Genomic DNA, 13,161 nt, shown 5'->3' with positions numbered 1-13,161 from the left:
CCCCGGCCGGCCCCACCCCGGCCGGCACCGCACTGACCGACCACAAGTTCCTGGTCTTCGACGGGCGGGTGCGGCTGGTGCAGGTGGACACCGGGCGCGCCGGTACCGACCACCGGCGCCGGCTCTACACCCCGGACTGGACGCCGGTGGACGTCGTCGAGCGGGTGCCGCCCGGCCCGGTCACCGGGCCACCGGCGACGCTGGCGCGGATGACCGAGGTGGCCGAGGCTCTCGGCGCCGCCTTCGACTTCGTCCGGGTCGACCTCTACGACGTCGGCGGCACCGTGTGGTTCGGCGAGCTGACCCCGTACCCGGGCGGCGGGCTGGACCCCTTCGACCCCGAGCTGGACCGGGTGCTCGGTGCGGCGTGGACACTGCCCTCGCGCGCCGCCGTACGCGCCCGGTAGGCCGCAGCACGGCACCGTCCGGCGGGCGGCCGCCCCCGTGGACCGTCGCCGGGCGCCGCCGCCCGTCGTTCACCGGCCGCACCGCCTGCTGTTCACCCCGGGCGGCCAGCATGGGGCACCCCACGACCCGGAGGTCCGCATGATCGAGGCAGCAGTGGCAGCGATGGCCTACGTCGGTGGGCGGCTGCTCACCGGCCGGGACTCGCTGTCCGTCGTCGACCGGGTCAGCGGTGTCCGCAGTGGGTTCAGCGGCGCCGTCGACGCCGACCGGGTCAATGTGCTGGACCAGCAGCTGGGCTGCCTGGTCACCGGCCGCGCCGACGACGCCGGGAAGCTGTGGCTGTTCCACCAGGAGACGATGCGGTACCTGACGCTGCAGCCCGAGCGGCCCGGCTGCCTGGCCGGTCACGACCACTCGACCCACCATGCCTTCGACGTCCTGGTGCAGGACGGCGGCAGCGTCGAGGTGCTCGACTACCAGGGTGGCCTGTGGCGGCGCTTCCAGCTGGAGGCGCCGCGCGTGCTGGTCGACTGACCACCCGGGCCGCCCGGCCGGCTCAGTCGCGCCGGACGTCGTCCGGGTCCGGGGTGCGGAACGGCGTCGAGTCCGGCAGGTCGGCCTCGGGTGCCGGGTCGCCCTCCACCTGGTGGGCGGCGTCGGGCTCGCCGGTCCGGGCGCCGAAGCCCGGGGCGGGCGGGGGTGCGCCGGTGCCGGCGTCGGCGGCCGGGATGCCGTCCTGCTGTCCGGGGAGCTCGGGTTCCATCGGCTGGGTCATCGACATGCCGGCCCACTACCCCATCGACGGCCCGGATCACCACGACACCGGACGTGGTGATCGCTACGCCGGTGTGGCTTGCGCGATCGGGTGTCGCACCAGCAACCTGACCGGGTGACTGAGTCGAGGTCGTGGCCAGGTCCGTGGGTGGTGGAGGCCGCCGAGCACCTCGCGGCGGACCTCCTGAGGAACTCCGGCGACCGGTGGGAGCACACCCGCACCGTGGCCGCGCGTGCCGCGGAGGCGGCCGAGGTGCTGCCCGCCGAGCAGCGGCCTGCCCTGGTGGCCGCGGCGTGGCTGCACGACATCGGCTACGCCGAGCAGGTGCGGGGCACCGGCTTCCACCCCCTGGACGGCGCCCGGTACCTGCACCAGCGGGGGTGGCCACCGGTGATCGCCGGCCTGGTCGCGCACCACTCGGGCGCACGGTTCGTCGCCGCCGTCCGCGGGCTGGAGACCGAGCTCGCCGACTTCGCCGACCCGGTGTACTGCACCGGCCCGCTCGCCGACGCCCTCACCTGGGCCGACCAGACCACCAGCCCGTGCGGGCGCCCGGTCGACCACGCGGCCCGGATGGCCGACATGCTGCACCGGCACGGGCCCGGCTCGGCCAACGCCGTCGCGCACCCGCTGCGCGGGCCGGCTCTGGTGGCGGCGGTGACCGCCACCCGCCGGGCGTTCCTGTCCCGGCGGCTGCCGGCGTCCTTCCCGGTGCCGCGGCCCGCCCCGGCCGCGGAGTCGAGTCCCGCGCCCGCCCTCGGGTGAGCGGGCGGGCGGTCAGGGGCGCAGCGAGAGCCCGCCGTCCACCGGGATCACCGCGCCGGTGACGTAGGCGCCGGCCCGGGAGCAGAGGAAGATCGCGACGCCGGCCATGTCGTCGGGCCGGCCGATCCGGCGCAGCGGTGCCGCGGCGGCGATCTGGTCGCCGGCGGCCTCCAGGGTGGCGGCCATCATCTTGGACTCGAAGGGCCCTGGGGCCACGGCGTTGACCGTGACGTGCCGCGGGCCCAGCTCGACGGCGAGCACCCGGGTCAGGTGGTGCAGCGCGGCCTTGCTGGCCGAGTACGAGTACGTGGGCATCAGCGGCACCCGCAGCCCGTCGATCGAGCCGACGTTGACCACCCGCGCCGGGTCGTCGGCGCTGCCGGCGGCCTCCAACAGCGGCAGGAACGCCCGGGTCAGGAAGAACGGCGACTTCAGGTTCAGGTCCAGCACCTTGTCCCAGGCCGACGACGGGAACTCCTCCAGCGGGGCGCCCCACGTCGCGCCGGCGTTGTTCACCAGTACGCGCACGGCCCCGGTCTGCTCACCGACCACCTCGGCCAGCCGCAGGCACTCGTCCTCGCGGGACAGGTCGGCGGGCACCGCTCGCACCCGACCGCCGTCCAACGGGCCGCCGTCGCCGCCGGCCAGCAGCTCGGCGCGGGCCTGCTCGCAGGCGTCGGCCTTGCGGGAGGACACGACCACGTCGGCGCCGGCCTGCAGCAGCCCGCGGGCGATCATCAGCCCGATGCCGCGGGTGCCCCCGGTGACGACGGCGGTCGTGCCGGTCAGGTCGAACAGCTGCACGGAGCTCTCCCCTCGCTGGCCGGGCGACGTCGCCCGGCTCGGTGCGCCGACCTTACGAGCCGGTGGCCGGCGGCCAGGCGGCCAGCAGGGTGCGCAGCGCCACGACCAGGGCCAGCGGCTGGTCCAGCATCGGGTGGTGGCCGCTGGCGGGCAGGTCGACGGTGGTCAGCCGGCCCTCCAGCAGCCCGGCGATGTCCGCGGCCATCGCCGGGGAGACCAGCCCGTGCTCGCAGCGCAGCAGCAGGAAGGGCACCGCCACCCGGGGCAGCAGGCCGCGGACCGGCGTCTTCCGGCCGAAGAAGGCCGGGTCGAACGCCCACGTCCAGCCGCCCTCGACCGGGCGCAGCGACTCCCGGGCGACGTGGTCGCGCACGTAGGGCAGCAGCACCTCCTGCGGCGGCAGCGTGCGGAACCGGGCCACCGCGGCGTCCAGCGTCGGGTACACCCGGTGCTCGCGGCGGGGCGCCTGCTGCTCCGGCGCCCGGTCGTTGAGCGGGGAGTCGATCACCGCGACCGCGGACACCGCGTGCGGGTGGTCGGCTGCCACCGCGGTGGACACCCAGCCGCCCATGCTGTGCCCGACCAGCACCGGTCGGTCCAACCCGAGTGCGTCGATCACCCCGACCACCTCACTCGCCCAGCGGTCCACGCCGTACTCCGGGCGCCGGTCGCTGCGCCCGTGCCCGGACAGGTCGACGGCGACCACGCGGTGGGTGTCCAGCAGCGGCGCGACGTGGTCCCACCAGCCCGAGTGCGCGGCACCGCCGTGCACCAGCACCAGCCCCGGCGCGCCGACCCGGCCCCACACCCGGCAGTGCACGCGCACGCCGTCCACGTCGACGTCGACGTGCTCGGGCACCTGGGCCAGCGACTGCCGGAACCAGGCAGGCCCGACGAGGTCCTCGCCGCCGTTCTGGTCGTCGGCCCGGTCGCCGATCTGGTCGCTGGTCCGGTCGCTGTCCTGGTCGCTCATCCAGCGGACGGTAGGGCCCCGGTGCGGTCCGGCCTCACCCGGGGCACGCCCGGTGGGTCGGGGACCGGGGCCGGGGTGCGGCGCGGGGTCATGCCGAGCGCGGTGCCCGCGGCGAGGAGGGCGGCCAGCAGCATGGCGATCCGGACGGCGTCGTAGGCGTCGTCGACGGCGGGGAAGCCGACCGGGGTGCCGAGCAGCGCCACCAGCACGCTGACCCCGAGCACCGTGCCCACCTGGCGGCTCATGTTCACCACCGCGCTGCCGGTGGCCGACCGGGACGGCGGCAGGTCGGCGGTCGCGTTCGACAGGATCGTCGGCAGCGCCAGGCCCACCCCCGCCCCGCCGATCAGCCAGCCCGGCAGCGCGTCGGCCAGGTAGTCGACCTCCGGGCCGAGGGCCAGGGTGGCGTACAGCAGCCCGGCGGCCACCAGCAGGCAGCCCAACGCCGTGGTCACACCCGGCGACAGCCGTGCGGACAGCCGCTGCGCGACCGCGGCGAACACCGGCACCATCAGCGGCCCCGGTGCCACGCCGAGCCCGGTCTGCAGTGCCGACCAGCCCCACACCTGCTGCATCCACAGCACGTTGACCAGCAGGTTACCGGCGAACGCGACCCCGAAGACGAGCGCGGTCGCGTTCGACCAGGCGAACGCCCGCACCCGCAGCAGCGCCGGCTCCACCACCGGGGATGCGTGCCGCATCGAGCGCCACCAGAACACCGCCGCGCAGAGCAGTGCGGCCGCGAGCACGAGCCAGACCCGCGCCGAGCCCCAGCCCCACTCCGGCGCCTGCACCAGGGCCAGCGACAGCAACCCGATGCCGGCCACCAGCAGGGCGGCACCGGCGAGGTCAGGCAGCCGCCCGGGGGAGCTCTCCCGGGACTCCGGGACGACGCGGACGGCGACCACCAGCGCCAGGACGCCGATCGGCAGGTTGACCAGGAACACCCACCGCCAGGACGCCGACACCAGCAGCCCGCCGACGACGGGACCGGCCGCGGCCGCCAGCGCACCGGTCGCCGCCCAGGTGCGCACCGCCCGCACCCGGCGCTCGACCGGCATGGCGTGCAGCAGCAGCGCGAGGCTGGTCGGGGTGAGCAGCGCGGCGCCGGCGGCCTGCAGCACCCGCGCGGCGACCAGCGTCCAGAGCCCCGGTGCCAGCGCGCAGGCCACGCTGGCCAGCGTGAACACCGCCAGGCCCAGCTGGAAGCCGGCCTTGCGGCCCCAGCGGTCGGCCAGCCGGCCCAGCGGCACCAGCAGCGCGGCGTAGACGATCGCGTAGGCGTTGAGCACCCAGCTCAGCGAGGTGAGCGAGGCGCCGTCGAGGTCCCGGCCGATGGCGTCGAAGGCGACGTTGACGATGAACAGGTCGAGGCTGGCCATGAAGGCGGCCAGCGACAGCACCGCCAGCACCGCGCCGGGGGAGGACGGGCGGGCAAGCTGGCTCTGGTCGACCATGGTCAGCACCGTAGCGGGCTGACTGGTGTCGACACAAGCCAGCTCGGGTAGGCTGCCGGCATGTCGCGCCGCATCCCGATCGAGGCCGCGAGCCGCGCCGAGTGGGACATGTCGCGCTGCTCGGCCGCCCGCACGCTGGACGTCGTCGGCACCCGGTCGGCGCTGCTGCTGATGCGCGAGGCGTTCTACGGCACCCGCCGCTTCGACGACTTCGCCCGGCTGGTCGGCGTCACGGAGGCCGTGGCCGCCGCGCGGCTCAAGGAGCTGGTGGCCGCCGGGCTGCTGGATCGCAGCCCCTACCGGGAGCCGGGGCAGCGCACCCGGCACGAGTACCTGCTCACCGACCGCGGCCGGGACCTGGTCCCCGTCGTGCTGGCGATGATGCAGTTCGGCGACCGGCACCTGGCCGGGCCGGACGGGCCGCCGCTGGCGCTGGAGCACAGCGGCTGCGGGCACCGGGTGCACGTCGAGGTGCGCTGCGCGGCCGGCCACGAGGTCAGCCGGGAGGAGCTGGCGGTCACCCGGCCCGACCGCTGACCGCGCACCGGTCCACCCGCCGGGGGCTCAGTCGAGCAGGCCCGCCTCGTGGGCGAGGATCGCGGCCTGGGTGCGGTTGGCCAGCTCCAGCTTGGTGAGCAGCCGCCCGACGTAGGTCTTCACCGTCGCCTCGCTGACGAACAGGGTGCCGGCGATCTCGGCGTTGGACACCCCGCCGCCCAGCAGCCGCAGCACCTCCAGCTCCCGGTCGGACAGGCTCGCCGTCCGGGCCAGCGCCTGCGCCCGGCGCGGGGCCGCCCGGCGGTCGACGTAGGCGTCGATCAGCGCCTGGGTGACGGCGGGGGACAGCGTCGCGGTGCCGTCGGCCACGGCGCGCACCGCGGCGGCGATCTCCCGCGGCGGGGTGTCCTTGAGCAGGAAGCCGGCGGCGCCGGCGGCCAGCGCGGCGTGCACGTACTCGTCGTCGTGGAAGGTGGTCAGCACGGCCACTTGGGGCGGCCGGGGAAGCGCGAGCAGCTGGCGGGTGGCGGCCAGCCCGTCGAGCACCGGCATCCGGATGTCGACCAGCGCGACGTCGGGCACCAGCTCCCGCGCCGCCCGCACGCCCTGCGCGCCGTCGCCGGCCTCGCCGACCACCGCGAAGCCGCCCACCGACTCCAGCACCGTGCGCAACCCGAAGCGCACCAGCGGCTCGTCGTCGACCAGCAGCACCCGGACGTCGCCCACGCGGTCCCCTCCCGTCGGCGGCCCGCCGGTCACGCCGGCACCTCGGCCTCGACCACGAAGCCGCCGTCCAGCCGGGGCTCGGCGCGCAGCGTGCCGTGCAGCGTGCGCACCCGCTCGCCCAGGCCGGTGAGCCCGTAGCCGCCGCCCGGTGAGCCGCTCGACGGCGCCGGCGGCGGGCCGTTGACCACCCGCACCACCAGCCGGCCCGGCGGCCGCTCGACGACCACCGACGTCGTGGCGCCGGGCGCGTGCCGGCCGGCGTTGGTCAGCGCCTCCTGCACGATCCGGTACGCCGCCCGGCCCACCCCGGGGTCGACCGGCTCGGCGTCGACGGGTGGCCCGGTCAGCTCGACGGCCATGCCGGCGGCACGGGAGTCGGCGACCAGCCGGGGCAGCTCCGGCAGCCCGGACTGGGGGGCGAGCGGGGCGTGCTCGGCGCCGTCGCGCAGCACGCCGACCATCTGCCGCAGCTCGTCCAGGGCCTGCCGGCCGGCCCGCTGCACCTCCCCGGCCAGGTGCTCCACCCGGTCGGCGTCGCGGGCGGCCACCTCGATCGCCCCGGCCTGCAGCACCATCAGGCTGACCCGGTGCCCGACCGCGTCGTGCATCTCCCGGGCGATCCGGGTCCGCTCGGTCAGCACCGCCTCCCGGGCCATCGACTCGCGCTCGCCCTCGGCCCGCTCCGCGCGTTCCCGCAGCGCGGCCATCAGCTGAGCCCGGGCGCAGACGACGGCACCGGCCGCACCGGGCAGCAGGACGGCGAACAGCGCGGTGGCCACCAGGGCCACGCCCTCGTCCAGCCGCGGGCCGGTCCAGACCTGGGACCCGGCGACGACGCCGAGCACCGCGCAGCCGGCCCGCACCCGCCAGCGGTCGTCGTAGCGGGCCAGCGCGTAGGCGGTGACCAGCAGCGACGCCGACGCGCCCAGCGCCACGGCGGAGACGGCCACGGTGAGCAGGAACGGCACCAGCGGCCGGCGGCGGCGCAGGTGCAGCAGCACCAGCGCGACCCCCGGCCCGACCAGCAGGCCCGCACCGGCCGGCAGCACCGAGGACTCGTCGGCCACCCCGGCACCGGTCGCGATCCCGACCAGGGCGGCCAGCAGCAGCTCCAGCAGCTTGCTCCGGCGGCGCAGCCCGGCCAGCGGGCGCAGCAGCCTCCTCATGATCGACAGCGTAGGGCGGCCGGGCGTCGTCCCGCGTCGTCCGTGCGGCTCGACCGGTGTCGACCTCCGGACGACACGGACGCGACCTCCGGGGCCCCGGGCGGCGACCGCCGGGCGACGCGGCGCACCGTCGCCGGCCGCGAGGGTGGTCCCCGACCGGAGGGACCGGTCGGCGAGGAGGCACCACCATGATCGAGGTCCACGGCCTGACCAAGCGCTACGGCGACCGGACCGTCGTCGACGACGTGTCGTTCGTCCTGGAGCCGGGCAGCGTCACCGGCTTCCTGGGCCCCAACGGCGCCGGCAAGAGCACCACGATGCGGATGATGACCGGCCTGGTGCCAGCCACCTCGGGCACGGCGCTGGTCGACGGCCGCCCGTACCGGGAGCTGGCCAACCCCGGCGCGGTGGTCGGCACGCTGCTCGACGCCTCCGCGGTGCACCCCGGCCGCTCCGGGCGGGTGCACCTGCAGCTGCTGGCCGACGCCGTCGGGGTGCCGTCGTCCCGGGTCGGTGAGGTGCTGGACCTGGTCGGCCTGGCCGGCGCGGCCCGCCGCCGGGTCGGCGGCTACTCCCTGGGCATGCGGCAGCGCCTGGGCATCGCCGGTGCGCTGCTGGCCGACCCCGCGGTGCTGGTGTTCGACGAGCCCGCCAACGGTCTGGACCCGGAGGGCATCCGCTGGATGCGGGACCTGCTGCGCGGGCACGCCGCCCGCGGCGGCACGGTGCTGCTGTCCAGCCACCTGCTCGGCGAGGTCGAGACCACCGTCGACCGGCTGCTGGTCATCGGGTCCGGCCGGGTCGTGGCCGACGCGCCCATCCGCGAGCTGCTCGGTGGCGACGGCGCGGTCGCCGAGGCCGAGGACGCCGACGGCCTGCAGCGCGCGCTGGCCGCCGCCGGCCTGGACGCCCGCCGCGACGGTGCCGTGCTCACCGTGCCCGGCGCGACCCCGGCCCGGGTGGGCGCGGTCGCCGCCGGTGCCGGCATCGCGCTCACCGGCTTGCGGCCGTCCCAGCAGGACCTCGAGGACCTGTTCTTCCAGCTCACCACCGCCTGACCCACCCACGTACCCACCACCGGAGGACACCGCCATGACCAGCACGCTCACCGCGCCCACGACCACCGCCACCGCCCGCCCGCACGTCCGGACCACCGGCGTGCCGCTGACCGCGCTCACCGCCCTGGAGGTGCGCAAGTCGCTGTCCACCCGCTCGGGGAAGCTGGTCGCCATCGCGGCCACGCTCGTCGCTCCCGCCGCGATCACCGTCGTCCTGCTGGCCGGGGAGGAGGCGGGCCGGGCGGTGGAGATGATCGCCGTGCTCGGCAGCCTGGGCGCCCTGGTGCTGCTGGCGCTGGGCGTGCTCTCCACGGCCGGGGAGTGGACCCACCGCACGGTGCAGACCACCTTCCTCACCGTGCCCCGCCGGGGCCGGGTGGTGACCGCGAAGGTCGTCGCCGCGGCCGGCCTCGGCGCGGTGCTCACCGCCGTCGGGGTCGGCGTCGCCTGCGCGCTGCTCGCCCTCGGCGGGGACGGCGTGACCTGGGACGGCACCGCCCGTGCGGCCGCGGTCCTGGTCGCCGGCGGTGCCGCGTTCACCGTGGTCGGTGCCGGCATCGGCGCCGCCCTCACCAATGCCCCGGCCGCGCTCACCGGCGCCTACCTCGTGGTGCTCGGCGTGTTCCCCGTCCTGCTGACGGCCCGCCCGGAGATCGGCGAGAAGCTGGACCCGACCACCTCGCTGGTGCTGCTCGCGGCCGGACCGGCCACCGCCACCCCGGTGCTGGTGCTGACCGGCTGGGTGCTGCTCTCGGTGGTGGCCGGCACGCTGGTCACCCTGCGCCGCGCGGTCGCCTGAGCGCCGGCCCGGGTCCTCGGGTCGGAGCACAGGCCGGTGCCACGCCGAGCGCCACCGTCATCGCCAGCACGGTGCGCGGGTCGTCCAGCCGGGCGCCGTAGAGGTCGCGCAGCTGGGTCATCCGGTAGCGCACGGTCTGCGGGTGCACGAACAGCTCCGCGGCGACCCGCTCACGGCGGCCGTGGTGCAGCAGCCACGCCCGCAGCGTCTCGGTCAGCTTGGCCCGGGCATCGGCGCCCAGCGCGGCGAGCGGCTCCAGCACCTGGGCGCGCAGGTCAGCCAGCGCGGCGTCGTCGGCGCGCAGCACCAGCTCGGGCAGCACGTCGTCGGTGTCCAGCGGGGCTGGGGCCGGCCCGGTCAGGCCCAGCCGCACCGCGCGCGCGGCCCGCTCGCAGGAGGCGGCGGCCTGCTGCCACGGCCGGGCCGGCCCGACGACGGCAGTGCGGTCGTGCAGCGCACGCAGCACGCCGGCGCGGGCCCGTCCCTCGCTGTCGGGCACCAGCAGCAGCGTCAGGTCGGCGTCCCCCCGGCCAGTGGCTGTCACCGGGCCGGGGCCCAGCACGAGGCCGGCGTCGGGCACCTGCAGCGTGCGGGTGTCCAGCCGCAGCAGGGCGCCGCGCACCCGGGCCTGGGGCAGCACGACGGCGGTCAGCGACCGCGGCGCCGGCCACTCCGCGCGCGCGGCCGCCGCGGTCAGGTCGTCGGCCGGCGCCCCGGTCGCCAGCAGGGTGGCCAGCCGCTCCAGGTGGCGCTGCAGGGCGCGGCCGCTGGTGGCCAGCTCGTCGGCGTGGCCGGTGGCGCTGGAGGCCGACAGCCGGTCGATGAACTCGAAGACCAGCTCGGCGAACCGGGCCAGCGCCGCCACCTCCAGGCCCGCCGCCACGGCCACTGCGCTCAGGTCCCGCCAGGCCACCCGGGCACCGACCCGGTAGGCGGCCAGCAGCGCGTCCATCGAACGGCCGCTGCGGGCCTCGCCCCGGCCCAGCGCGTACGCACCGTCGACGGCGGGCCGGATCGGCGTGCCGGCGTCGGCCCCGGTGCTGGCGGTCGCCAGCTCCAGGAAGCCGCCCAGGGCCAGCTGCACGGCGCCCTCGATGGTGCGTCCCATGCCGGCGGAGAACGCGGTGACGTAGGTGGGCACCTCGTCGACGATCGCCGCGACCGTGCGCTCGGCGATCGACGGCAACTGGGCGCGCAGCGCCGTTGCGATGGTCGCCGGCAGCGGCCTGTGCTCGTGCTCGAGCGGTGCGGCGTCCACGGGCAAACCCACTCCAGTTGTTCGATGGGAACAGAAAGGTATGTCGCCTTCACGTTCAGCACACAGGCATTTGGCTCCGGACGTCACCATGATGGGTGCATGTCCACCACCGTCAAGCCCTCGCGCCCGACCCGCCCGGTCCGTCCGGTGCTGGCCGCGCTGCGCGACCGCGCGGTGCGGCTGGCAGAGCTGGCCACCACGCCGCTGCTGCCCGCCGACTACCTCGACCTGGTCCACCCGCTGCGCTCGGGCACCGACCTGCGGGGCCGCGTGGAGTCCGTCACCCGGGAGACCGCCGACGCCGCCACCCTGGTCATCCGGCCCGGGGCCGACTGGGCCGGCCACGTGCCCGGCCAGTACGTGCGGGTGGGCGTCGACGTCGACGGGGTGCGCCAGTGGCGCACCTACTCGATCACCTCCGAGCTCGCCCGCGCCGACCGCTGCATCTCCATCACGGTCAAGGCCGTACCCGGCGGGGTGGTCAGCACCCACCTGGTGCACCGCACCCGGCCGGGCACCCTGGTGCACCTGGACCAGGCGACCGGTGAGTTCGTGCTGCCTGCCCCGCTGCCCGCCAAGACCCTGTTCGTCACCGCCGGCTCCGGGATCACCCCGGTCATGGGCATGCTGCGCAACCACCTCGCCGAGCCGTCCGACGTCGTGGTCGTGCACTCCTCGCCGACCCCGGACGACGTCGTGTTCGGCGCCGAGCTGCGGGCACTGGCCGCGTCCGGTGCGATCCGGCTGGTCGAGCGGCACACCCGCACCGACGGCCACCTGGACGCCGCACTGCTCACCGAGCTGGTGCCCGACCTGGCCGAGCGCTCCGCGTGGGCCTGCGGGCCGCTGCCGCTGCTGGACCTGCTCGAGGAGCACTGGGCCACCGCGGGCCTGGGCACGCTGCACGTCGAGCGCTTCCGCACCGGCGTCGTCGTCACCGGCGAGGGCGAGGGCGGCACCGTCTCCTTCGGCCGCACCGGCACCGCGGTGGAGGCCGACGGCGCCACCTCGATCCTGGACGCCGCCGAGTCCGCCGGCGTCCTGATGCCCAGCGGCTGCCGGATGGGCATCTGCTTCGGCTGCGTGCTGCCGCTGCGCGAGGGCGCGGTGCGCGACCTGCGCAACGGCGAGCTGACCGTCGCCGCCCCCGGCGACGGCGTGCTGGTCCAGACCTGCATCAGCGCCGCCGCCGGCGCCTGCGACATCGACCACTGACCCACCGACCGCTCAGGAGCCGGACATGACCACGTTGCAGAAGAAGTCCGAGAACCCGATCGCCCACCTGTCCGCCGAGGAGATCGAGCTGCTCGGCAAGGAGCTCGACGAGATCCGCCAGGAGGTGCTGGACAGCCGCGGCGAGTCCGACGCCGCCTACATCCGCACGGTCATCGACGTGCAGCGCCGGCTCGAGCTGGGCAGCCGCGCCGTCCTGCTGGCCTCGTTCTTCCCGCCGGCCTGGCTGCTCGGGACCGTCGGTCTCTCGGTCGCCAAGATCCTGGAGAACATGGAGATCGGGCACAACATCCTGCACGGCCAGTGGGACTGGATGCGCGACCCGAAGATCCACTCCACGACCTGGGAGTGGGACATGGCCAGCCCCGCCGAGCAGTGGAAGCACTCGCACAACGAGCTGCACCACACGTACACCAACGTCGTCGGCAAGGACAACGACCTGGGCTACGGCATCATGCGGGTCGACGAGGACCAGCGCTGGCACCCGATCTACCTGGCCCAGCCGCTGTGGAACTTCGTCAACGCGTGCTTCTTCGAGTACGGCATCGCCGCCTACGACCTGGAGCTGGGCAAGAACCTGGCCTCGAAGCGCCGGCGCAACGACCCGGCCTTCGTCGCCGGTTACAAGCAGGTGCTGGGCAAGATCCGGCGGCAGGCCACCAAGGACTACCTGGTGCACCCGGCGCTGTCCGGCCCGTCGTTCGTGCCCACCCTGCTGGCCAACGTCACCGCCAACGTGGTGCGCAACCTCTGGTCGCACTCGGTGATCATGTGCGGGCACTTCCCCGAGGGCGTGGAGACCTACGAGAAGACCTCCATCGAGGGCGAGACCCGCGGTGAGTGGTACCTGCGGCAGATGCTCGGCTCGGCCAACATCTCCGGCAGCAAGGCCATGCACCTGATGACCGGCAACCTGAGCCACCAGATCGAGCACCACCTGTTCCCCGACCTGCCCAGCAACCGGTACGCCAAGATCGCCCCGAAGGTGAAGGACCTCTTCGCCCGCAACGGCCTGCGCTACCACGAGGCGCCGCTGCCCCAGCAGGTCGCCTCCGCCTGGCACAAGGTGTTCCGGCTCTCGCTGCCCAACGGGTGGCTGGCGGAGACCACGCCGCGCAACGCCCCGGCGCAGCTGGCCAAGCTGTGGAAGATGACCACCGGCGGCCCCAAGGTCCGGCGGGCGCTCTCCGCCGCCTGACCCGCTCGTCCCCGAGGACCCCTCCCCGCACCGCGGGCGAGGG

The 13,161-nt window shown here is 75.8% G+C and carries 15 protein-coding genes; 8 read left to right on the top strand and 7 right to left on the bottom strand.

All coding sequences use genetic code 11. The annotated features are described in order from the left end of the window. Both G1H19_RS18340 and G1H19_RS18335 read left to right on the top strand, forming a co-directional pair. The coding region (locus tag G1H19_RS18340; RefSeq protein WP_268895419.1) for an ATP-grasp fold amidoligase family protein at window positions 1-407 on the top strand (407 nt) is incomplete at its 5' end. Window positions 408-546: 139 nt separating this feature from the next. Further along, on the top strand, window positions 547-942 hold the full coding sequence (locus G1H19_RS18335; protein ID WP_152730562.1) for a hypothetical protein: 396 nt from the start codon (window positions 547-549) through the stop codon (window positions 940-942). 22 nt (window positions 943-964) lie between these two features. On the opposite strand, the gene G1H19_RS18330 is transcribed toward G1H19_RS18335, so the two are convergent. Continuing rightward, the gene (locus G1H19_RS18330; protein ID WP_152730561.1) at window positions 965-1,189 is read right to left on the bottom strand and encodes a hypothetical protein; all 225 of its coding nucleotides are present in this window, start codon (window positions 1,187-1,189) and stop codon (window positions 965-967) included. A gap of 108 nt (window positions 1,190-1,297) precedes the next feature. Between G1H19_RS18330 and G1H19_RS18325 the strand changes: the two genes are divergently transcribed. Next, window positions 1,298-1,948, top strand: a complete 651-nt coding sequence (locus G1H19_RS18325; RefSeq protein WP_162392482.1) for an HDIG domain-containing metalloprotein — start codon at window positions 1,298-1,300, stop codon at window positions 1,946-1,948. Between the two features lie 12 nt (window positions 1,949-1,960). Here the strand turns inward: G1H19_RS18325 and G1H19_RS18320 are convergent, their stop codons facing one another. Genes G1H19_RS18320 through G1H19_RS18310 form a run of 3 tightly spaced genes read right to left on the bottom strand, consistent with a single transcriptional unit; the run spans window position 1,961 to window position 5,182 of the window. Continuing rightward, window positions 1,961-2,752, bottom strand: a complete 792-nt coding sequence (locus G1H19_RS18320) for an SDR family oxidoreductase (RefSeq protein WP_162392481.1) — start codon at window positions 2,750-2,752, stop codon at window positions 1,961-1,963. A 52-nt stretch (window positions 2,753-2,804) separates the two neighbouring features. After that, entirely contained in the window at window positions 2,805-3,725 is a 921-nt protein-coding gene (locus G1H19_RS18315; protein ID WP_152730559.1) for an alpha/beta fold hydrolase, read from the bottom strand. Further along, the gene (locus G1H19_RS18310; RefSeq protein WP_152730558.1) at window positions 3,722-5,182 is read right to left on the bottom strand and encodes an MFS transporter; all 1,461 of its coding nucleotides are present in this window, start codon (window positions 5,180-5,182) and stop codon (window positions 3,722-3,724) included. The genes G1H19_RS18315 and G1H19_RS18310 overlap by 4 nt, the downstream gene beginning before the upstream one ends. 60 nt (window positions 5,183-5,242) lie before the next feature. Here G1H19_RS18310 and G1H19_RS18305 point away from each other — a divergent pair, with 60 nt between their 5' ends. Continuing rightward, window positions 5,243-5,719, top strand: a complete 477-nt coding sequence (locus G1H19_RS18305; protein WP_152730557.1) for a winged helix-turn-helix transcriptional regulator — start codon at window positions 5,243-5,245, stop codon at window positions 5,717-5,719. 27 nt (window positions 5,720-5,746) lie between these two features. Here G1H19_RS18305 and G1H19_RS18300 read toward each other — a convergent pair whose 3' ends face one another. Continuing rightward, entirely contained in the window at window positions 5,747-6,406 is a 660-nt protein-coding gene (locus G1H19_RS18300; RefSeq protein ID WP_162392480.1) for a response regulator transcription factor, read from the bottom strand. Between the two features lie 29 nt (window positions 6,407-6,435). Next, window positions 6,436-7,572, bottom strand: a complete 1,137-nt coding sequence (locus G1H19_RS18295) for a sensor histidine kinase (RefSeq protein ID WP_152730556.1) — start codon at window positions 7,570-7,572, stop codon at window positions 6,436-6,438. Between the two features lie 188 nt (window positions 7,573-7,760). Between G1H19_RS18295 and G1H19_RS18290 the strand changes: the two genes are divergently transcribed. Together G1H19_RS18290 and G1H19_RS18285 are read left to right on the top strand one after the other, a co-directional pair. Further along, entirely contained in the window at window positions 7,761-8,630 is an 870-nt protein-coding gene (locus G1H19_RS18290) for an ATP-binding cassette domain-containing protein (protein ID WP_152730555.1), read from the top strand. Window positions 8,631-8,664: 34 nt separating this feature from the next. Beyond that, a complete protein-coding gene (locus tag G1H19_RS18285) occupies window positions 8,665-9,429 on the top strand; it encodes a hypothetical protein (protein ID WP_152730554.1) in 765 nt (254 codons plus the stop codon). Here the strand turns inward: G1H19_RS18285 and G1H19_RS18280 are convergent. Further along, window positions 9,404-10,687, bottom strand: a complete 1,284-nt coding sequence (locus G1H19_RS18280) for a PucR family transcriptional regulator (RefSeq protein WP_235927957.1) — start codon at window positions 10,685-10,687, stop codon at window positions 9,404-9,406. The genes G1H19_RS18285 and G1H19_RS18280 overlap by 26 nt on opposite strands. A gap of 99 nt (window positions 10,688-10,786) precedes the next feature. On the opposite strand from G1H19_RS18280, the gene G1H19_RS18275 reads away from it, so the two are divergent. Continuing rightward, window positions 10,787-11,902 (top strand): ferredoxin reductase, encoded by a 1,116-nt coding sequence (locus G1H19_RS18275; protein WP_152730552.1) that lies wholly within the window; start codon window positions 10,787-10,789, stop codon window positions 11,900-11,902. A 25-nt stretch (window positions 11,903-11,927) separates the two neighbouring features. Further along, window positions 11,928-13,118, top strand: coding sequence for a fatty acid desaturase family protein (locus G1H19_RS18270; protein WP_152730551.1), 1,191 nt, complete (start codon window positions 11,928-11,930; stop codon window positions 13,116-13,118). Window positions 13,119-13,161: the final 43 nt, after the last annotated feature.

Origin of the sequence: Goekera deserti, from assembly GCF_010685995.1 — a bacterium.
GTDB classification, from domain to species: domain Bacteria; phylum Actinomycetota; class Actinomycetes; order Mycobacteriales; family Geodermatophilaceae; genus Goekera; species Goekera deserti.
The sequence above is the reverse complement of the archived record's forward strand: the minus strand, read 5'-3'. Positions and strand labels throughout refer to the sequence as shown.